This window comes from Pseudomonas sp. CFBP 13602, assembly GCF_014842725.1.
GTDB lineage: Bacteria > Pseudomonadota > Gammaproteobacteria > Pseudomonadales > Pseudomonadaceae > Aquipseudomonas > Aquipseudomonas baltica.
Genome location: NZ_JACYVT010000001.1, coordinates 1 through 21,113, shown reverse-complemented (window position 1 = coordinate 21,113; position 21,113 = coordinate 1). Strand labels below are relative to the sequence as shown.

At 64.4% G+C, this 21,113-nt stretch carries 10 protein-coding genes and 1 tRNA gene; 2 read left to right on the top strand and 9 right to left on the bottom strand.

Translation table 11 applies throughout. The features are described from left to right. Positions 1-2: 2 nt before the first annotated feature. Positions 3-2,273: an ATP-binding protein gene (locus tag IFU31_RS00055; protein ID WP_192101934.1), complete on the bottom strand. Its 2,271-nt coding sequence runs from the start codon at positions 2,271-2,273 to the stop codon at positions 3-5. Between the two features lie 239 nt (positions 2,274-2,512). On the opposite strand from IFU31_RS00055, the gene IFU31_RS00050 reads away from it, so the two are divergent. Further along, positions 2,513-2,598: transfer RNA gene (locus IFU31_RS00050), tRNA-Leu, on the top strand. 108 nt (positions 2,599-2,706) lie between these two features. Next, positions 2,707-3,813 carry a Gfo/Idh/MocA family protein gene (locus IFU31_RS00045; RefSeq protein ID WP_192059592.1) on the top strand — a complete coding sequence of 369 codons (1,107 nt, stop codon included), beginning with the start codon at positions 2,707-2,709 and terminating at the stop codon, positions 3,811-3,813. 242 nt (positions 3,814-4,055) lie between these two features. Here the strand turns inward: IFU31_RS00045 and IFU31_RS00040 are convergent, their stop codons facing one another. The 8 genes from IFU31_RS00040 to IFU31_RS00005 all read right to left on the bottom strand — a co-directional run bounded on the left by IFU31_RS00040 (position 4,056) and on the right by IFU31_RS00005 (position 20,760). Beyond that, positions 4,056-5,453 (bottom strand): FAD/NAD(P)-binding protein, encoded by a 1,398-nt coding sequence (locus tag IFU31_RS00040; RefSeq protein WP_192101933.1) that lies wholly within the window; start codon positions 5,451-5,453, stop codon positions 4,056-4,058. A 29-nt stretch (positions 5,454-5,482) separates the two neighbouring features. Further along, entirely contained in the window at positions 5,483-8,317 is a 2,835-nt protein-coding gene (locus IFU31_RS00035; RefSeq protein ID WP_244657615.1) for a bifunctional diguanylate cyclase/phosphodiesterase, read from the bottom strand. Positions 8,318-8,739: 422 nt separating this feature from the next. Continuing rightward, positions 8,740-9,486, bottom strand: a complete 747-nt coding sequence (locus tag IFU31_RS00030; RefSeq protein WP_192101931.1) for an SDR family oxidoreductase — start codon at positions 9,484-9,486, stop codon at positions 8,740-8,742. Positions 9,487-9,512: 26 nt separating this feature from the next. Then, positions 9,513-11,603, bottom strand: coding sequence for a putative bifunctional diguanylate cyclase/phosphodiesterase (locus IFU31_RS00025; protein ID WP_122477884.1), 2,091 nt, complete (start codon positions 11,601-11,603; stop codon positions 9,513-9,515). A 169-nt stretch (positions 11,604-11,772) separates the two neighbouring features. Further along, positions 11,773-13,212 carry an efflux transporter outer membrane subunit gene (locus tag IFU31_RS00020; protein ID WP_192101930.1) on the bottom strand — a complete coding sequence of 480 codons (1,440 nt, stop codon included), beginning with the start codon at positions 13,210-13,212 and terminating at the stop codon, positions 11,773-11,775. Beyond that, positions 13,209-16,316 carry an efflux RND transporter permease subunit gene (locus IFU31_RS00015; RefSeq protein ID WP_192101929.1) on the bottom strand — a complete coding sequence of 1,036 codons (3,108 nt, stop codon included), beginning with the start codon at positions 16,314-16,316 and terminating at the stop codon, positions 13,209-13,211. Before IFU31_RS00015 ends, IFU31_RS00020 begins: the two co-directional genes overlap by 4 nt. Continuing rightward, complete coding sequence (locus IFU31_RS00010; protein ID WP_185793259.1) at positions 16,313-19,468, bottom strand: MdtB/MuxB family multidrug efflux RND transporter permease subunit; 3,156 nt, start codon at positions 19,466-19,468, stop codon at positions 16,313-16,315. Before IFU31_RS00010 ends, IFU31_RS00015 begins: the two co-directional genes overlap by 4 nt. After that, positions 19,465-20,760 (bottom strand): MdtA/MuxA family multidrug efflux RND transporter periplasmic adaptor subunit, encoded by a 1,296-nt coding sequence (locus IFU31_RS00005; RefSeq protein ID WP_192059605.1) that lies wholly within the window; start codon positions 20,758-20,760, stop codon positions 19,465-19,467. Before IFU31_RS00005 ends, IFU31_RS00010 begins: the two co-directional genes overlap by 4 nt. Positions 20,761-21,113: the final 353 nt, after the last annotated feature.

Sequence of the window (21,113 nt, the reverse complement as noted above, 5' to 3'; positions counted from 1 at the left end):
GCTTACCTCGGTAGATTCGTGCCGGCGGAATGTGTACGTCGCGGCAACGCCATGTAGAAAGTGGCGCCCTGATCCAGGGCGCCTTCGGCCCACACCCGGCCGTCGTGTCGTTCGATGATGCGGCGCACACTGGCCAGGCCAATCCCGGTGCCTTCGAACTCTTCCATGCGGTGCAGGCGCTGGAACACGCCGAACAGCTTGCCGGCATAGGCCATGTCGAAGCCGACGCCATTGTCACGCACGAAAATGATCGTCTCGGCATCCTGCTGGTAGGCGCCCACCTCGATCACCGCATGCTCGCGGGTGCGGCTGTACTTGATGGCATTGGACACCAGGTTGCGCAGCGCCAGGTGCACGAACGCGGCATCGGCCACCAGGCGTGGCAGTGCTGCCACTTGCCATTGCAGATCGCGACCTTCGTAATCGGGCTGCATCTCCAGGCGGATGGACTCGACCAGCGCGTTGAGGTCGACGTCGGTGAAACGCAGGGCCGAACGGCCCATCTGGGAAAAGCTCAGCAGATTGTCGACCAGGGTGCCGGCAAACCGCGCCGACTCGCCGATGTGTTCGAGAAACCGCAAGCCTCGCTCGGACAGCTTGGGGCCTTCGAAGTCGGCCAGCAGTTCGGCGTAGCCGGCAATGTGGCGCAACGGTGCACGCAGATCATGGGACACGCTGTACGAGAACGCCTCGAGCTCCTTGTTGGATTTCTTCAGTTCGCCGGCCAACTGCGCCAGTTCTTCGGCCTTGCGCAGGACGATGCCGAGCACGGCAGTGCGCAGTTCATGAACGCCTTCGATCTCGAGTGCATCCCAGGGGCTGGAAAAGCCGCTGACTTCCTGTTTCCAGCTGTCGAAGCTGGCGCGTGGATTGAGCACACCGGCGCTGTCCAGGCTTTTTTCTGCCCGTCCCGCCCAGGTCACCGTGTGCGCTTGCTCGGGCTTGAACCAGATCAGGTAGTGGGAATGGATCTCGGAAATGGCCACGGCCAGCACACCGCCGCAGTAACGCGCCAGTTCGGGCAGCTCGGGCAGGTCTCGACCGACGTTGTCGCTGTGGAATATCTCCTGCCCGCCGCGCTCGGCCAGCCACACCGCCAGGGCATCAACCAACGCCTGCGGGGGCGTGTCACCCAGCAATTCGCAGCGCGCCTCGGCGATGATCGCCGCACCACTGGCGCGGACGAAGCCCAGAAAGGTCTCGGGCAGCGTCAGCAGGCCGGCACGCACGCTGTCGCTGTCGGCCATGGCGGAGAGCAACTGGACGATCTGCCGACGCAGTTCGAGCATGCGCTCGTTCTGCGCATGGACGGCTTTGGTTTCGATCTGCAGCGACAGGACGCTGCCCAGCAGCTCACAGGCGGTACGGGTCTGAAAACCGACCGCATGAGGCTGGTCGTGGTGACAGGAGATCAGACCCCAGAGCCGACCGTCGACCACGATGGAAATCGACATCGACGCCATCGTCTGCATGTTGCGCATGTACTGCACGTGCACGGGTGAAACGCTGCGCAGTGCTGCATGACTGAGGTCCAACGGCTCGCCGGTCAGGGGGTTGTTGGCCGGCATCAGCGGCGATGCCTGGTAGTTGGCATCTTCGATCACCCGGATGCGGTTGATGCAGTACAGTTCCCTGGCCTGACGCGGAATATCGGACGCCGGGAAGCATAGCCCCAGGTAGCTGGGGTAGCCCTCGTCCCGTGCCTCGGCCAGCACGGTGCCGTTGCCCGTCTCGTCGAAACTGTAGGCCTTGACCCGACCGAAGCCGGTCACGCGCTTCACCTCGACCACCGAGCGCTCGCACAACTCGAGAATGTCCCGGGCGTTGTGCAACTGGCCAATGAACGTCCGCACCATTGGGTACAAGGCGCCATAGGCATGGGCCTCATCGGCAGCGGGCTCGAACTCGGCGACGATCACCCCGTCGACGCGGTGCACCATCATCGCCGTGGCAATCTGGCGACGGCTGCCCTGGGCGAAGCGCACATCGGCGAAATGAAATGGCTGCTGTTCTTCCCCGGACCAGGCGGCCAGGCGCGCCGACAGTGCCGCACCTCGCTCGATCAGGTCGGCGACCGGCGTTTCCAGCAGGTGCGCAGGCTCGAGCTGCAGCCAATGGCGGACGTTGTCGCTGACCTGCAGCACACGCTGGGCGGCGGCGTCGAGCACCAGCATGAAACCCTGCGGCTGGATGCTGCCCGGCGTACGTATGGGCTCGCTCGCGCACTGCTCGATGGCAGCGGCGAGCAGGACCGAAGTCTCGCGTGATGTCACAGTGAATCTCCTGGCGGCCTATCAGCGCGGCGCTGCAAGCCATTGCATGGTCGCCAACCGTGGCATATGAAAAACTTACAATCGGCTACCACCTTAGCAAATTAGGACGCGCCATGTAGGCTTTACGTTCATTAATGGCAAATTGATTTTAGCCACTGCGGGTGCATGTTTTGCAGGCCGCGCCATCGAACCATTAGCGCATGACATTTCTCAGCCTAATCAGTATGATGCGCGACTGTGCGAGGTTGGCGAAATTGGTAGACGCATCAGACTTAAAATCTGACGACCTTTGGTTGTGCGGGTTCGATTCCCGCACCTCGCACCATCTTGATTTCTCCCCCCTCTTCCCAATCTTCGGGAACTCCTGCCCTCTCAGCTTGCCGACTTCCTATACGCCACGCATTTCGCCTGGTGACACAAGGAGGCCCGACCCATGCCTGATGCTCAGGGAAAAATTCGTTACGCCGTGGTTGCAGGTGGCTGGATTTCGCAAGGTGCGTTCATGCCCGGTGTGGACCAGACCAGCAATTCGGTGATGACTGCACTGGTAACCGGCGACCCGATCAAGGCCGATGAACTGGCCGCAATGTATGACCTCAAGAGTTATAGCTACGAGCAGTTTCCCGAACTGCTGGCGTCTGGCGAGATCGACGCGATCTACCTGGCCACGCCCAACTTCCGTCATCGCGAATTCGCCGTCCCGGCGCTCGAAGCCGGTATCCATGTGCTGCTGGAAAAGCCCATGGCTGCCAGCGAGGAAGACTGCTTGGCAATCAATGCGGCTGCCGAGCGTGGCAACGCCAAGCTGATGATCGCCTACCGTCTGCATTGCGAGCCGGGCACCGTGGACATGGTCCAGCGCGTGCGCCGCGGCGATATCGGTGAGCCACGGCTGTTTACCGCCACCTTCACGCAACATACCGATGCCGAGAACCACCGGATGAAAAGCGGCTTCTGGGCGGGCCCAGCGGCGGACATGGGGCCCTACCCGCTCAATGCCGTGCGCAACCTGTTCGGCGGCGAGCCGCTGGAAGTGCATGCCGTTGGTGCGCAAACACCCGGACGGCCGATCAACACGCCAGACACCGTCAGTGTGACTCTGCGGTTCTCCGAGCAGCGTCAGGCTACGTTCACCGTCAGCTACAGCCTGCCGGCAACCGAGCGGTTCCAGTTGATCGGTACCAAGGGGGAGTTCGAGGCATCGCCTTGCTTCGGTTTCGGTGAAGGCGTCGCCATTGCCTATCGCGCGATCATCGACGGCGAAACGCAGGCTCATACCTTCCCGGTGGTCGATCAGTTCGGCGGCGAGACGGAGTACTTCTCTCAGTGCATTCTCGAAGATCGCCAGCCTGAAGCGGATGGTGACGAAGGTTGGCGTGACGTGCGAGTGCTGGCCGCTATCGAGCGCTCGCTGCAGACCGGCGAGATCCAGAAGCTCGAGCCGCTGGCTTCGCGCCAGGGCATTCAGGCCGATCAGGCGCGATCGCTGACCCTGGCCAAGGTGCCGCCGTACGTCAATACCACTGAACCCAACGACTGAGCAGTGCGCCGATCTGCCTGAATGACCGCAGCGCCTGCTTCGCGGCCGATGACCGCTCCTACGAAGATTGGGGTTCCCCAGTAGGAGCGGTCCGTGGCCGCGAAACGGTGGCTGCGGTCTGTGGGCTGTACCGGGTCCTCTTTTCACAGCCGATAACCGCCCGAAAAGAGGAACCACAATCCCTGTAGGAGCGGTCCGTGGCCGCGAAGGGCGCGCTGCGGTGTGGCGGGTGCACTACGGGTTCAGCAGCGGCTCAGCAGGGTCGTTGCCAGGCGTTTGGCCTGCGCCGCGACGTCGGTCACAGCGGTACTCTCCCACCACATCCCCCGCAACGGCGGGCCCATGGCGAACAGTCGCTCGGCGACCAGCCCTTGGGCGTCCACGACAGCACCATCGACGTCAGCCTCTATGCCCAGGGCCAAGGGTCCCGGCCGGATCAAGCCACGCGCCAGAAGCTGGCGCGGCAACGGCTTGTCGACCCGCCGCCAGTCATATTCGATACCACTGGAATTGATCAACGCATCCCCGTGCAGCTGCACCGAGGCAGATTCGCCCCGCCGGCGGATGGTCAGGGTCGTGCCGTCGGCGCGCTGATAGCTGGCCGCCTGAAGGGTCAGCCGTCCCTCGCGTATCAGCCTCTGCACCAGCGCGTCGCTGGGCGGCGGTGACCGATGGTGGTGGCTTTCCCACCAAGGCCGTACATGGCGTACGAACTGGCGTTTCTGGCGTTCGCTGGCCTGGCTCCAGAGCCGGGCGATATGCGCACGCACGGTGTCCAACGGCGCCTGCCAGTCGACGCCTTGCTGCAGCGCCTGGCGGCATTGCTTGCGCACCTCGGCCATGAGCTGGCGCGGGCTGCGCACATCGTCGGCCGCTGCCAGGAAATCCGGCCAGCTCGGCGGCTGGCGACGAACATGAGGCCACAGACCGTGCCGCGAAATCACCGTGATCGGCCCGCGATGGCCGGCCTGGTCGAGCGAAACCACGGCATCGACCATGGTCAGTCCCGAGCCGATGATCAACACCCGGGCCTGACGGTCAAGGCCACGCATGGCCTGCACGTCCCACGGGTCGACCGCCCCAGCGTTCAGCCCACCCGGCGCCTTCAAGGCGGTGCGCGCGGCGGGAAACATGCCCGTGGCCAGCACCGCCTGGCGCCCGAACCACACTTGGCCGTTATCCAGGGTGATCTCGACCTGCTCAGGATGGGTCTGCAGATCGATCGCCTGTGCGCGCACATGCTCTGCCGTGGCCCCGTACTGGGCACCCGCTGCACGTGCCTCGGCCAGGCGTTGCTGGGCATAGAGCCCGAAGATGCCGCGCGGCGGGAACAGCTCCGCCACCGGCAGCGACTGCTCGGCCGACTGCGGCCACCCGCCGTCGTCGATGAACCGGGTGAGCCACTCGGTCAGGTCGTCGGCGTTGTCGGGGTCGACGCTCATGCGCGCCGCGTTGCCATTGAGGGTGTGCCCCAACTCAGTGGCACTGTAAGCCTCACCTCGGCCGAGCTCGGGGCGCGGCTCGATGATGACGATCCGCCGTGCGTGAGATTGCCTGAGCAACTGCACCGCCAGCAGGGTCCCGCTCAAGCCGCCACCGATGATCACTACATCGGCGTGCCTGGATACAACATCGGTCATGGGTAAGTTCTCAAGGACGATGGCGCCGATCATACGTCATGCAAGGCACCCGGCCGCTGCGACGCCGCCACGATGCCCCGGCAAGCCGCCAGATCCAGATCGTGCAGTGCTGCGGGCCGGGCGAAGTAATAGCCCTGGGCCTGGGAAGCACCCATCTCGCGCAACAACTGCAGGGTGGCAAGGTCCTCCACCCCTTCGGCGACGACCGTCAGCCCGAGCGATTCGGCCATGCGCACGATGGCACGGACGATCGCCCGGCTGCGCGCGCTGCTGGTCAATTCGAGAATGAACGACTTGTCGATCTTCAACCCGTTGAATTGGTATTGGTGAACGTAGCTGAGCGATGAAAAACCGGCTCCGAAATCATCGAGCACCACGCTCATGCCGTGCTCGGCCAGCTGCTGCATGGTCCGCTGCGCCATGGCCGGCTCGGCCACCAGCGCGCCCTCGGTGAGTTCCAGGCAGATTCGCGACGCCGCTACGTGGTGCCGCGCGAGCACGGCCAGCACTTCGTCGGCGAACCCGCTGCGGGTAATGCTGTAGCTGGAGCAGTTCACGTGCACCGGCGGCCAGTCTGCGTGCGCCGGCTGGGCGAGAATCTCCGCTACGCAGGTCAGCATGTAGAGGTCGAGGCGGCCGATCAGCCGCAGGCCTTCGAGCGCGGGCAGGAAATGCCCGGGGGCGATGATGCGCCCGTCCGGCTGGTGCCAGCGGATCAAGGCCTCCAGCGCCCGCACCTCGCCGGTCTGTACGTCGACGATGGGCTGGAAATAGGGCAGCAGTTCGTCGCTGCGCTTGAGCGCATTGCGCAACGCGCCCTCCTGTTCGACCTGGTCGGAGACTTCGCGGCGCAATGCCTGGTTGAACACTGCGTAGCTGTCGCGACCGGCATTCTTGACCCGGTACATCGCCTTGTCGGCGTCACGCAGCAAGTCGGCCGTCTCGCTGTGGAACTGGCTGTCGGCGCCGACGATGCCGATGCTGCACGAAGAAAACACCTCGTGGGCATTGATGAAAAAAGGCCGGTCGAACGCCACCAGAATGCGCTCGGCAATTTCCACGGCAGCTTCCAGGTTCGAATCCGGCGCCAGCACCGCGAACTCGTCGCCGCCCAGGCGGGCCAGCAGGTCATCTTCACGCAGGCAACTGCGCAGGCGCGCACCGGCTTCCCTGAGCAACTGGTCGCCGAAGTGATGACCAAAACTGTCGTTGACCATCTTGAAACGGTCCAGGTCGATGAACATCACCACCAGTTCTCGGCCATCGGTGCAGTACTGGTCCCAGGCCAGGGCCAGACGCTGCTGCAGGTGAATGCGATTGGGCAGCCCGGTCAGTGCGTCGTGGGCGTTTTCGTACTGCAGCTTGGCGTTGGCATGGTCAAGCTCGCGCGTTCGACTCTGCACCCGCGCTTCCAGCCGCAGGTTGGCTTCGTAGATGGCTTCGGCAGCGCTGCGGCGCGACAGCGCGGTGTCGATGTGGCGCGAGACGAAGGTCAGCAGGTCCTGGTCGCGCAGGGTGTAGTGCACGTCACTGGCGTAGCTCTGCACCACCAGTACGCCGCGCACGCGATCATCGTCGAACAGAGGAACACCGAGCCAGGATTGCGAGCGGACCAGCTCGCGGCTGTCTTCGATTTCACCCTGGATCATCAGACGCGTCGCGGCGTCGAAGTCGATCAGGCAGGCGCAGCGCTGGCGAATCACGTACTCGGTCAGGCCACGCCGCCCCCGGCGCGGCTGCGGGCGGCCGGTGAGCTGCTCATCGACATAGTAAGGAAAGCTGACTTCGCCGCTTTCGCCGTCGAAGATCGCAATGTAGAAGTTGCGTGCATACAGGAGGTCGCCGACGATCACGTGCAGGCTGTGATAGAGGCCGTCGATTTCGCCTGGCTTGCTCGACAGCTCGGCAATCTGGAACAGCGCGACCTGCAGGTGCTCTGCGCGCTTGCGCTCGGAGACTTCCAGGCGCAGCGCGGCATTGAGCTGGGACAATTCCTGGGTACGCCGCGACACCGTTTCTTCCAGGTCGGCACGATGCAGAATCCGATCCAGAGCCATGGCAACGTGCCGGGCGACCACCAGGAACAGGGCACGGTCTTCCGCACTGTAGGCCCGTTCGACGTCGTAGACCTGCATGGCGATCATGCCGAACACTTCATCGCGGGCGTTCTTGAGCGGCGAACCCATCCAGAATTCGGGGATGTGCCCCACGCAGTGGAAACGCCCCTGCCGCCCTGCCAGGGCGATACCCTTGGCGTCGATCAGCAGGGGCTGGCCGCTGGTCAGTACCTGGCCGGTCAGCGACAGATGTTCGGGGGTCAGGTACTCGTAGTTTTCCGCTTCCAGCGCTTCGACGTCGATGACGTCCACGTAGTAGGGGTAGGTGATCTTGCCGCTTTGCGCATCGTAGAGCGCGAGGTAGAAGTTCTCTGCATCGATCAGGCTCGCGAGGAGCTTATGTACACCCACTAGAAAAATCCCGCGGTCGCGGGTCGAGCTGGCCAGGTAGGTGATTTCGTAAAGTACGCGTTGGGTGATCTGCGCGCGGGCCAGAGCGTCGGTCTGCACCTGGCGGCCGATGGCAGCGGCCAGGTCTGCGAGGGCCCCGTCGTGGGTGACGTGCACAGGGGCCATCAGCCAGCCAAGTACCCCTTCGCCCTGCCCGGTCGGCCACAACTGGAGGCTGCAGCTTTCGCAGAAACGCTGCAGTTCGTGGTTGGCCAGCACCAGGGGCCAGTGTCGCTGCAGGTCGCCCTGGCCTTCGAGATGCAGCTGTTCGCCCGCCCGGTACCACGCCCACGCAGTGCTGTGGGGCCATTCACGGGCCTGCTGCAGAATCGCTTCCAGCGATGCTGCCTCGAGCATGGGCGTAGAGCCCTTGCCGAACTCGGCAAAGGTCGGGGAATCGGAACTCATAGACGCTCCATGCCAGAAAACCAACGGCGTACATCTTCGAGCCTATGGCCATCTAATGGCAAGCCCCACGAACGGCCCTGACGTTTACGGCAAACCTTTGTGTCGCAAACCCCTTGTCCCGCCACAAGCGACACAACATCGACGCTCTGCTGGCGGATCCGCAGGAGCGGCCTGTGGCCGCGAACCAGGCGCTGTGGTGTGGCAGGTACACGGCGGCGATTCTTTCGCGGCCGATGACCGCTCCTACCGGAGGGGTAAATGCAATCTCTGTAGGAGCGGCCTGTGGCCGCGAACCAGGCGCCGCGGTGTGGCGGGTACACGGCGGCGATTCTTTCGCGGCCGATGACCGCTCCTACCGGAGGGGGTCGGGTTTACAGGCCGCCGCCGACGTCCAGCAGGGCGCCGGTGGTGTAGCTGGCCTGATCGCTCACCAACCACATGATCGCCTGGGCAATCTCATCCGGCTGGCCACCGCGGCCCATGGGCACGGCGCCTTCCTTGCGCGTAACCCGGCCCGGTTCACCGCACAGGGCATGGAAATCGGTGAAGATCATTCCGGGACGAACCGCATTGACCCGTATGCCCTCGCCGGCCACCTCCTTGGCCAACCCGATGGTGAAGCTATCGATAGCCCCCTTGGACGCCGCGTAGTCGATGTACTCGTCCGCGGAACCCAGCCGAGCGGCAATCGACGACACGTTGACGATCACCCCACCCTGGCCGCCATGCCGCCGCGACATCCGCCCTACCGCATGCTTGGCGCACAGCATGGGGCCGACTACGTTGGTCGTCATCAACCCGAGCAGGCGCTGCTCGGACATCTCGTCCAACCGCGCCCTGGGGCCGTTGGTGGCCGCGTTGTTGACCAGCGCAGTGACCCGGCCCAACTCGGCATCCACCTGGCTGAACAAACGGAACACGCCATCTTCGCGGCTGACGTCGGCACGCACCGCGATCGCCTGCACGCCCAGCGCCCGCACTTGCTGCAGCACATCCATGGCCGCTGCGTCGTCACTGCGATAGTTGATGCACACACGATAGCCCTGGCTTGCCGCCAGCAGCGCGGTCGCAGCGCCGATACCTCGGCTGCCGCCTGTGATGACAATGACTTTTTCCATGAAATACCTAGCCTCCAAAGACGGATTCAGGCGCGGCTGGCGCTCTTGACCTGCCTGGCCGCCTGAATGTCGTGCATGAAACGCTCGGCCGGAAGCGGATGGCCAAGCAGATAGCCCTGCAGGGAATCACAGCCCAGGCGGGTCAGGAACTGCTGTTGATTGCTGGTTTCCACCCCTTCGGCCACGATCCGCAGGCCCAGCGCCCGACCTAGCGCGACGATCGCCGACACGATGGCGGCATCGTCGCTGTCCTGCTCCAGATCGCGGACGAAACCGCGGTCGATCTTCAGCTCGTTGGCCGGCAGCCGCTTGAGGTACATGAGGCTGGAATAACCCGTGCCGAAATCGTCGATGGACAGATCGACACCCATGTCCGAAAGCTGCTGCAGCACGTTCATACTGGCGTCGGCGTCGCTCATCGCCGTGGTTTCGGTGATTTCCAGGGTCAGGTTGGCCGCGTCGAGCCCGTGCCGATCCAGGGTGCTGGCTACCCCGCGGACCAGGCCGGCATGGCCGAACTGCAGGGCGGAAAGATTGACCGCGATGCGCCAGTGCCCGAAGCCCTGGTCGACCCACTCGCGCATCTGCCGACAGGCCTCGTCGAGCACCCAGCTGCCAATGTCGATGATCAGCCCGGTTTTCTCCGCAAGGTCGATGAAGGCGGCAGGCGCCAGCAGGCCCATTCGCGGGTGCTGCCAACGCAGCAGCGCTTCGGCGCCGATCGGCTCGCCGCTGCGGGCACCGAACTTGGGCTGGTAGAACAGACGCAACTGCTGCTCGGTGACTGCCATGCGCAGTTCCTGCAGCAGCTGCAGTTGCTTGCGGGCATTGGTGTTCATCGAGCTTTCGAAAAAGCTGTAGCCGTTCTTGCCGATGCTCTTGGCGTGGTACATGGCCGCGTCGGCATTCATCAGCAACTCGTTCTGATCGACGCCGTTGCCTGGGTACAGGGCAATACCGATGCTCGCTGAAATCTGCAATGTGTGCCCTGCCACCTCGAAAGACTGACCGATAAGATGCACCTGCTGCGCGGCGATACCCTTGGCATAGGCCGGCTCTTCCAGGCTGACGAGCAGGACGAACTCGTCGCCGCCGATCCGCGCCAGGGTGTCCTGACCATGCAGACCGCCGCGCAGACGCGAGCCCACGGCACGCAGCAACTGGTCGCCCATGTGATGGCCGAAGGCGTCGTTGACGGGCTTGAAGCCATCCAGATCGATGAACATCACCGCCAGGTAGCCGCCGACGGCATCGACCTGGCTGATCGCCTGGCCAATGCGGTCGGCCAGCAGTATGCGGTTGGGCAACCCGGTCAGGTTGTCGTGCAGGGCCAGTTGCGTCAGCTCCTGGTTGGCCAGGGTCAGCGAGTTGGCCAGCGCCGAGGTACGCGACTCCATGCGCGCATCCAGTACCGACGTCAGCAGGGTCATACCCAGCACCGCCAGGGTGGTCACCAGCACCAGATAGTCGAGGCCGTCGCCGGTCAAGCCGTTCAGGGCCCCGCCGCAGACGCTGCCCGCCGGGAATTCGGCCGCAGCCATGCCGGTGTAGTGCATGCCGACGATGGCGATGCCCATCACCACCGAGGCTCCAGCACGGGCCACGCGTACATTGGGACGATTGCGGCGCAGGCGGAAGGCGATCCACAACGCGGCACCGGAAGCCCCTGCGGCAATCGCCAGCGACGCAACGAACAGCACAGGGTCGTAGACGATGCCTGGCTGCATCTGCAGCGCCGCCATGCCGGTGTAATGCATGCTGCTGATACCGGCGCCCATGATCAGTGCGCCGACGGCCAGTTGCGGCCCCGGCAGCTGCGGCTGGCTGACCAGCCACAGGGCAAAGCCGGAACTGAGCACGGCAATGAGCAGCGAAGCTGCCGTGAGGCTGAGGTCGTAGCCCAACTGGATCGGCAGTTCGAAAGCGAGCATGCCGATGAAATGCATCGACCACACGCCGATGCCCATGGCCAGCGCCCCGCCGCTCATCCACAGGTACACAGCCCGGCCCTGCGCCGTGGCAATACGTCCGACCAGATCAAGCGCGGTGTACGACGCCAGAATGGCAACACACAGCGATACGACGACAAGAGCGGAAGAATAAGTACCAATTAGCATCGATATCTCGACAAGGCCGTGCGGGGTTTCAAAGGGTGACGTGACTCTGCGCAGCCATCCTGTAGCAGCGGCTCAAGCCGCGTCACGAACGCCATGGTGAATCCGACGAAAGGCGCCCACCGTTGACGCAGCTTGCGCCGCTGCCAGGGACGTGCGCGTGACAAACCCGCTATTGTGCCGGTTCCTGCCAGCCGCCGCCCAGCGCCGCGATCAACTGCACGCTGGCGACCAGCCGACTCTGCATCAGCGTCAATACGCTGCGTTCGTTGCTCAACGCCGTGGCCTGCACGTTGACCACATCAAGATAGCCAATAAGGCCGGCTTTGTATTGGTTCGATGTAAGTCGCAACGACTCCCGCGCCGCCTGCAGCGCCTCGTTGCGCACCGAGGCTTCCTCGTCGAAGACTTTCAACTGGCTCATGTAGTCTTCCACTTCGCGAAAGCCATCGAGCACCGTCTGCCGATACTGCGCGACGGTCTGGTCATAGGCCGCCTCGCTGCGGTCCACTTCGGCCGCACGCTGCCCACCGTCGAACAGGGTCATCGCCAACTGCGGGCCGACCGACCAGAAACGATTGGGCAACGATACCCAGTTGCTGAAACTGCTGCTGCTGTAGCCGCCCGCCAGACTCAGGGTCAGGTCGGGAAAATAGGCCGTCTTGGCCACGCCTATTTCGGCATTGGCGGCCATCACCGAGCGCTCGGCGGCGGCGATGTCGGGACGGCGCTCAAGCAGTTGCGATGGCAGCGCCAGGGGAATGGCCGGCAACGACGGAATGTCGGTACTGCCGGCCAGGCTGAATTCCGAAGGTGCCATGCCGATCAGCACCGCGATCGCGTTCTCCAACTGCGCCCGCTGCCAGACCAGATCGATCAGGTCGGCCTGGGTCGATTTCAGCTGGGTTTGCGCGAGGAACACCGCATCCTTGCCGGAAATGCCCGCGCGGTACTGATTCTGGGTCAGGTCGAGGGAGCGCTGATACGCCTGGACGGTCGCTTCGAGCAAGCGCTTCTGCTCATCGATCACGCGCAACTGCAGGTAGTTCTGTACCAGCTCCGACTGCAGGCTCAGGCGCATCGCCGCCAGATCCGCCAGGCTGGCCTGGGCGCTGGCGCGGTCGGCTTCCAGCCCGCGGCGCAGTTTGCCCCAGATGTCGGCTTCCCAGCTCACGCCCAACTGCGTGTTGTAGGTGTCGCGGATACCACTGCTGGATTGGCTCAGGCTCGAACCGCTGCTGCCGGTGCCCTGGCTGGAGCGGGTCTTGCCGGCGCTCAGATCGACGGTGGGAAACAGCGCCCCGCGCGTGCTGCGGACCAGCGCCTGGGCCTGCCGGTATTGCGCTTCGTACTGGGCGACGGTCTGGTTGGAACGGTTGAGCCTGACCACCAGCGCATCGAGTTGGCGATCACCGTACAGTTCCCACCAGGCGCCACGCGCCAGGGCATCGCTGGGATTGGCCTGGCGCCAGCCATCGGCCTGTTTGAATGCCACCGGCGTGGCGATGGTCGGGCGCTGGTAGTCCGGGCCCAGGGTGCAGGCACTCAGCATCAGGCTGCACAGCGCCACACTGGCAAGGCGCGAGACGCGCGGAAAAACGGAGTCGGTCATAGCGGAGTGTCCAGAGCGGCATCGGTACGCACGCCGCGCCACGTGTTGAAGCGGTGGCGCAGGCGGTCCAGATAGAGGTAGACCACCGGAGTGGTGTAAAGCGTGAGGATCTGGCTGAACACCAGGCCGCCGATGATGGTCAGGCCCAGCGGCCGGCGCATCTCGGCACCGGCGGCGGTGCTGAACATCAATGGCAGTGCGCCGAGAATGGCCGCCATGGTCGTCATCAGGATGGGGCGCAGGCGCAGCAGGCACGCGCGGCGGATCGACTCGGCCGGGCCCAGCCCCTCGTTGCGCTCGAGCTGCAGCGCCAGGTCGATCATCATGATGGCGTTCTTCTTCACCACGCCGATCAACAGAAACAGGCCCAGCAGCGAGATCAGGCTGAACTGGCCACCGGTGAGGTAGATGCTCAAAAGCGCGCCCACCCCCGCCGAGGGCAAGGTCGACAGAATGGTCAGCGGATGTATGTAGCTTTCGTACAGAATGCCGAGCACCAGATAGACCGCGACCAGCGCGCCGAGAATCATGAACGGCTGGCTCTTCTGCGCCGCCGCGAAGGCATCGCCGGTGCCGGCGACCTTGACGATGATGTCTTCGGGCAGGCCGACTCGCACCAGCGCCCGCTCGATCAACGGCGTGGCGACGTCGAGGGTCACCCCGTTGACCAGGTCGAAGGAGATGCTCTCCGAGGCGAACTGCCCTTCATGGCTGACACTGTCGTCGGCCAGGCTGTTTTCGTAGTGGGCGATGCTCGACAGGGGTACGCGCTTGTTGTCCATGGTGATCACCTGCACCTGCTCCAGGGTGATCGGGTCCTGGGCGTACCTGGGGTTGATTTCCATCACCACCTTGTACTGGTTGAGGCTGTCGTAGATGGTGGAAATCTGCCGCTGGCTGTAGGCGTTGTTGAGCACCGAGGTCACAGTACTCATGTCGATGCCCAGGCGCTTGGCCTTGTCGCGGTCGACGATCAGCGTCACCTGCGCGGCGCCACGCCCTTCGCGCGCATCGATGGCGGTCAGTTCCGGCAGTGCGCGGAAGGCCGCGACGATTTTCGGGTACCAGGTGCGCAAGGCCGACAGATCACCGCTCTGGATGATGTACGAATACTGCGAGGTGCTCTGCTCGCGTGCGCCGCCGAACTGCAGGTCCTGGTCGGCCATCAGCATCAGGCGGCCGCCGGGCACCTTGGGCAGTTCCTTGCGCAGCCGTTCGATGACCTGCTGCGCGTTGATCTTGCGCACTTCGATCGGCTTCAGGCGAACCAGAATGGTCGCGTTGTTGCTGCCGTTGTTGCCGCCAATGAAACCGGCCACGCTGTCGACCGCAGGGTCGGCGAGCAGCGCGCGGCGATAGGTTTCCATCTTCGGCTGCATGACCGAGAACGACAGGCCGTCGTCGCCACGCACGAAGCCGATCAACTGGCCGGTATCCTGTTGCGGCATGAAGGTCTTGGGCACCACCACGTAAAGTGCCACGTTGCCGACGATGGTCAGCAACAGGCTGAGCAGGGTCAGCCGACGATGACGCAAGACCCAGCCAAGGCTGCGGTCGTAGCCGGCGACCATGCGCTGATTGATGCGGTTGCTCAGGCGCTGCAAGCGGTTGTCGTGCTCGGGCCGATGCGGCTTCAACCAGCGCGCGCAAAGCATTGGGGTCAGGGTCAGGGAAACGAACAGCGAAACCACGATGGCCACGGCCAGGGTGATGGAGAATTCGCGGAACAGGCTCTCGATGATGCCACCGATGAACAGGATCGAGAGGAACACCGCCACCAGCGAGACGTTCATCGACAGCAGGGTGAAGCCCACTTCCTGCGTGCCCAGGTAGGCGGCGCGCAGCGGCGGCACGCCGTCGTCAATGTGCCGGGAAATGTTCTCGAGCACCACGATGGCGTCATCCACCACCAGCCCGGTCGCCAGGATCAGCGCCATCAACGACAGGTTGTTCAGCGAGAAACCCCACAGGTACATGATCGCGAACGTGCCGACCAGCGACACCGGAACGGCCAGGGTGGGAATCAGCGAGGCGCGGAAATTGCCCAGGAACAGGAACACCACCAACACCACCAGCACCACGGCGATGAGCAGGGTCATCTCGGCCTCGTGCAGGGTGGCGGTGATCACTGGCGAGCGGTCCATGGCGATGTTCAGCTCGACACTTTCGGGCAACAGCGCTTCCAGGGCCGGCAGCTGTTCCTTGATCTGGCTGACGGTCTGGATGATGTTGGCGCCAGCCTGACGGTTGATCACCAGCAGCACGGCCGAGTTGTCGTTGTAGAAGCCGCTGTTGTAGCGATCTTCCACACCGTCGGTGACCTTGGCCACATCGCTCAGGCGCAGCACCGAGCCGTCCTGGTAGCGAATGATCAGTGGCTTGTAGTCGTCGGCCTTGTCCAACTGGTCGTTGGCCTGCACCTGCCACTGGCGCTCGCCGTCCTCGACGAAACCGATGGGCCGGCGCACGTTGGTGCCGTCGATGGCCGTGCGCACGTCATCGAGCGAGACGTTGTACTGGTTGAGCAACTGCGGTTCGAGCTCGATGCGCACTGCGGGCAGCGAGCTGCCGCCGATCTGCACCTCCCCTACCCCGGGCACCTGGGACAGGCTCTGCGACAGGATGGTCGAGGCCAGGTCATAGAGCTTGCCCTTCTCCAGCACATTGGAGGTCAGCGACAGGACCATGACCGGGGCTTGCGAGGGGTTGATCTTCTTGTAGGTCGGCATGCTGCGCATACCGCTGGGCAACAGGTTGCGCGAAGCGTTGATCGCCGCCTGCACTTCACGGGCCGCGCCGTTGATGTCGCGGTCGAGGTCGAACTGCAGAATGACCCGCGTCGAGCCCTGGCTTGAGCGGCTGCTCATGGTGGTCACGCCCGGAATCGCCCCGAACGAGCGTTCCAGGGGCGTGGCCACGGTCGAGGCCATGACCTCGGGGCTGGCACCGGACAGGTTGGCGGAAACCACGATCACCGGAAAGTCCATGCTCGGCAGCGGCGACACTGGCAGCAGGCTGAAGCTGACCCCGCCGAGCAGCATGATCGCCACGCTCATCAGGAAGGTCGCCACCGGGCGGCGGATGAAAGGTCCGGACAGGTTCATGATTCAGCCTGTTCCACGGCGGCCGGCTGGCGTCCCCAGCGCCGCCCCAGGCGGTCGAAGTATAGGTAGATGACAGGGGTGGTGAACAGGGTCAGCACCTGGCTCACCAACAGCCCGCCGACCATCACCAGCCCCAGCGGCTGACGCAGTTCCGCACCCGAGCCACTGGCAAGCATCAGCGGTACCGCGCCGAACAGCGCGGCCATGGTGGTCATCAGGATCGGCCGGAAACGCAGCAGCGCGGCCTGGTAGATTGCGGTTTCCGGGTCCAGACCCTGATTGCGCTCGGCCTCCAGGGCGAAGTCGATCATCATGATCGCGTTTTTCTTGACGATGCCGATCAGCAGGATGATGCCGATGATGGCGATCATGCCCAGGTCGTTGCCGCTGATGAGCAATGCCAGCAGGGCCCCCACCGCCGCCGAGGGCAGCGTCGACAGAATGGTGATGGGGTGGATGTAGCTCTCGTAGAGCACACCCAGCACGATGTACATGGTGACGATGGCCGCCAGCACCAGCAGCAAGGTGCTCTGCAGCGACGCCTGGAAGGCCTCCGCCGCACCCTGGAACTGGGTCTGCACACCCAACGGCATGCCGATGTCGCGCTGCACCTGCTCGATCACGTCGACCGCCTTGCCCAGGGCCACGCCCTCGGCCAGGTTGAACGACATCATCACCGCCGGAAACTGACCGATGTGCGCGATCGCCAGTTGCGCCTGGCGCTGTTCGATGTGCGCCAGGCTCGACAGGCGCACCTGGGTGCCGCTGGTCGCCGTGGTGTCGCTGTCGGCGGTCTGGTTGGTGGTACCGGTGCCGTTGACACTGGCCTTGACGTAGATCTGCTCCAGCGCCTGCGGTCCCAGGGTGCTGGCATCGGTGGCCTGCAGCACTACGCGGTATTGGCTGGACTGGGTATAGATGGTGGAAATCTGTCGTTGACCGAAGGCGTCGTACAGCGCGTCGGTGATATCGGCGACGTCCACTCCGACCCGCTTGGCAGCATCGCGGTCGATCACCAGGTACACCTGCAGGCCTTTGTCCTGCAGGTCGCTGGCGACATCGGTGAGCTCGGGTCGCTGCTTCAGGGCGTCCACCAGGCGTGCGCTCCAGGTGGCGAGCAGGTCGGCATCCGGAGACGACAGGCTGAACTGGTACTGGGTGCGGCTGACCCGGTCTTCGATGGTCAGGTCCTGCACGGGTTGCATGAACAGGCGCATGCCCAGCAGCTTGTCGACCTCCGGCTGCAGGCGCGCAATGATCTGGCTGGCCGTGAGGTCGCGCTCGCCGTGGGGCTTGAGGTTGATCAGCAGCCGGCCACTGTTGAGCGTGGCGTTGTCGCCGTCTACCCCGATGTACGAAGACAGGCTGGAGACGGCTGGATCCTGCAGGATGATCTTGGCCAGGGCTTGCTGCCGCTCGCTCATGGCCTTGAAGGAAATGGATTGCGGGGCCTCGGAAATGCCCTGGATGACCCCGGTGTCCTGCACCGGGAAAAAACCCTTGGGGACCACCAGGTACAGCAGCACCGTCAGGCCCAGGGTGGCAACCGCCACCAGCAGGGTCAGCGGCTGGTGGCGCAGCACCCAGCGCAGACCGCCGGCGTAGCGCGCGATCAGCCAGTCGATCCAGGCGCCGCTGGCCTTGTAGAAGCGGCCCTGCTCCTCTTCCTTCGGCTCGCGCTTGAGCAGGCGCGCGCACATCATCGGCGTCAGAGTCAGCGAGACCACCAGGGAAATGAGGATGGCTACCGCCAGGGTAATGGCGAACTCGCGGAACAGGCGCCCGACCACGTCGGCCATGAACAGCAGCGGGATCAGCACCGCGATCAACGAGAACGTCAGCGACAGCAGGGTGAAGCTGATCTGCCGCGCGCCCTTGAGCGCAGCCTGCATCGGTGTTTCGCCTTCTTCGATGTGGCGCGAGATGTTTTCCAGCATGACGATGGCGTCGTCGACCACGAAGCCGGTGGCCACGGTCAGCGCCATCAGGGTCAGGTTGTTGATCGAGAACCCGGCCAGGTACATCACGCCGAAGGTGCCCACCAGCGACAGCGGCACGGCGATGGACGGAATCAGGGTGGCGCTGAAGCGACGCAGGAACAGGAAGGTGACCATCACCACCAGGGCAATGGCGATAAGCAGTTCGTGCTGCACGTCGGTGACCGAGGCGCGGATGGTCTGGGTGCGGTCGGTCAGCACGGTGACGTCGAGCCCGGCCGGCATGGTGTCGGTGATGGTCGGCAGCAGTGCCTTGATCCGGTCGACCACGTCGATGACGTTGGCGCCCGGCTGGCGCTGGATGTTGAGCAGTACCGCCTGGTTCTGATTGGCCCAGGCAGCCAGCCGCTCGTTCTCGGCGCCGTCGACGATCTGCGCGACGTCACGCAGGCGCAGCGGCCCGCCATTGTTGTACGCCAGGATCAGATTGGCGTATTCCTCGGGGGAGCGCAGCTGGTCGTTGGCGTCGAGCATCGACACCCGCGTGGGCCCGTCGAAGTTGCCCTTGGGCTGGTTGACGTTGGAGGCGCCGATCAGGGTGCGCACGTCGGACAGGTTCAGGCCGTTGGCCGCCAGGGCTTCAGGGTTGACCTTGATGCGCACCGCCTGGCGCTGCCCTCCAGCGATGCTGACCATGCCCACGCCACTGATCTGAGCGATCTTCTGCGCCATGCGGGTGTCGACCAGGTCGTTGAGCTTGGGCAGCGGCATGGTCTTGGAGCTGATGGCTATGGTCAGCACCGGGGTGTCAGCCGGGTTGACCTTGTTGTACACCGGCGGCGCGGGCAGATCGGACGGCAACAGGTTGCTCGCCGCATTGATCGCCGCCTGCACCTGCTGCTCGGCGACGTCCATGTTGATTTCCAGGCTGAAGCGCAGGGTCAGCACCGACGCGCCGCCCGAGCTGGTCGAGGCCATCTGGGTCAGGCCGGGCATCTGCCCGAACTGGCGTTCGAGGGGGGCGGTGACCGCACTGGTCATCACCTGCGGGCTCGCGCCGGGATAGAGCGTCATGACCCGAATCGTCGGGTAGTCGACCTGCGGCAGCGCCGACACCGGCAGCAAACGATAGGCGAGCACGCCCGCCAGAACGATGGCGAGCATGGTCAGCGTCGTTGCGACAGGCCGCAGGATGAACAGCCGCGAGATATTCATGCGCCGGTCTTGCCCGTCGTTCCAGGCACAGCGGCTCCGTCCTGCCCCTGCAGGTGTTGCCCAGGCGAGGTCGGCACCTTGGCGCTGTCATCGACCACTTCGACACGGCTGCCGTCGCGCAGGCGGTCGGTGCCTTCGAGCACCACCCGGTCGCCTTGCGCCAGGCCCTGCTCGACGACGGTATTGCTGCCGTCGGTCGCGCCCACCTTGAGCTGGCGAATCTTGACCTTGTCGTTGCCATCCATGGCGTAGACGAAGGTGCCGTCGACGCCATACTGAACGGCCGCCGAGGGCACCAGCACCACGCCCTTGAGGGTATCGGACAGCAGCCGTACGTTGACGAACTGGTTGGGGAACAGGGCTTCGTCCTGGTTCTCGAAGCGCGCCTTGAACTTCAGCGTGCCGGTGGTGGTGTCGATCTGGTTGTCCAGGCTGCCAAGCACACCGGTGGCCTGTTTGCGCGTGTCGCCTCGGTCCCAGGCCTCAACTGCCAGTTTCGCGCCGCTGCGATAGCGCGCCAGCACCGGGGTGAGCTGGCTTTCAGGCAAGGTGAAGGCCACCGTGATCGGCTGCACCTGAGTGATCACCACCAGCGCATTGGTGTCGTTGGCGGCCACCAGGTTGCCGATGTCCAGCTGGCGCAAGCCCAGACGGCCGGCAATGGGCGCGCGGATGCGGGTGAAGTCGAGGTTGAGCTTGGCGTCGTTGACCGCAGCCTGGTTGGTCTGGATGGTGCCCTGATATTGGCCCACCAGTGCCTGCTGGGTGTCCAGGGTCTGGCGGGCGATGCTGTCTTCGGCGAACAGACCCTTGTAACGCTGCAGGTCGATCTGCGCGTTCTTCAGCTGTGCCTGGTTCTGCGCCAGCGTGCCCTGGGCTTGCTGCAGGGCGATTTCATAGCTGCGCGGGTCGATTTCGGCCAGCAGGTCCCCGGCCTTGACTCGCTGCCCTTCCTGGAAGTTGACCTTGATCAGTTCGCCTGCGACACGGCTGCGCACATTCACGGTATTGGTCGCCGTCACCGTACCCAGGGCCTTGTAATACACCGGGAAGTCGCCGGTGATCACCTCGGCAACACGCACCGGGGTGGGCTCGGCAGAGCCGCCGAAGCCGGGCCGCGCGGCACCTGCATTGCGCCCGGCGGCGGGCGCCGAGGCCGCGTCGTTCTGGGAATTCTTGGTGGCTGGCCAGAACCACCAGCACAACACGGCGACAACCACCACCATCAACAGGCCGAACAGCCAGCGACGCGATTTACGGGGACCTGGGGACTGCATTGAATGATCGACCATTGTGCGGGTGGGCTTCTACTTTGAGGAGGCTGAACGATAAGGAGTCGGGATGCATAAGCAAAGCGCCTTTACGGGCAATTTACCTTGGCAGGAAATAACACGCCCTGTAGCAGCGGCGCGAGCCGCGTCGTGGCTTGCGCGCAAGCATCAGACACATCGCAGTGCTCCCGGACGCGGCTTGCGCCGCTGCTACAGGAGCGCGGTGCTGCCGGACGCGGCTTGCGCCGCTGCTACGGGAGCGCGGTGCTGCCGGACGCGGCTTGCGCCGCTGCTACGGGAGCGTGGTGCTGCCGGACGCGGCTTGCGCCGCTGCTACGGGAGCGCGGTGCTGCCGGACGCGGCTTGCGCCGCTG

Bases quoted from the DNA above. Each gene is read 5' to 3' on its own strand.
- IFU31_RS00010 (WP_185793259.1), bottom strand. From the start codon at position 19,468: ATGAATATCTCGCGGCTGTTCATCCTGCGGCCTGTCGCAACGACGCTG.
- IFU31_RS00020 (WP_192101930.1), bottom strand. From the start codon at position 13,212: ATGACCGACTCCGTTTTTCCGCGCGTCTCGCGCCTTGCCAGTGTGGCG.
- IFU31_RS00040 (WP_192101933.1), bottom strand. From the start codon at position 5,453: ATGACCGATGTTGTATCCAGGCACGCCGATGTAGTGATCATCGGTGGC.
- IFU31_RS00035 (WP_244657615.1), bottom strand. From the start codon at position 8,317: ATGCTCGAGGCAGCATCGCTGGAAGCGATTCTGCAGCAGGCCCGTGAA.
- IFU31_RS00025 (WP_122477884.1), bottom strand. From the start codon at position 11,603: ATGCTAATTGGTACTTATTCTTCCGCTCTTGTCGTCGTATCGCTGTGT.
- IFU31_RS00015 (WP_192101929.1), bottom strand. From the start codon at position 16,316: ATGAACCTGTCCGGACCTTTCATCCGCCGCCCGGTGGCGACCTTCCTG.
- IFU31_RS00030 (WP_192101931.1), bottom strand. From the start codon at position 9,486: ATGGAAAAAGTCATTGTCATCACAGGCGGCAGCCGAGGTATCGGCGCT.
- IFU31_RS00005 (WP_192059605.1), bottom strand. From the start codon at position 20,760: ATGGTCGATCATTCAATGCAGTCCCCAGGTCCCCGTAAATCGCGTCGC.
- IFU31_RS00045 (WP_192059592.1), top strand. From the start codon at position 2,707: ATGCCTGATGCTCAGGGAAAAATTCGTTACGCCGTGGTTGCAGGTGGC.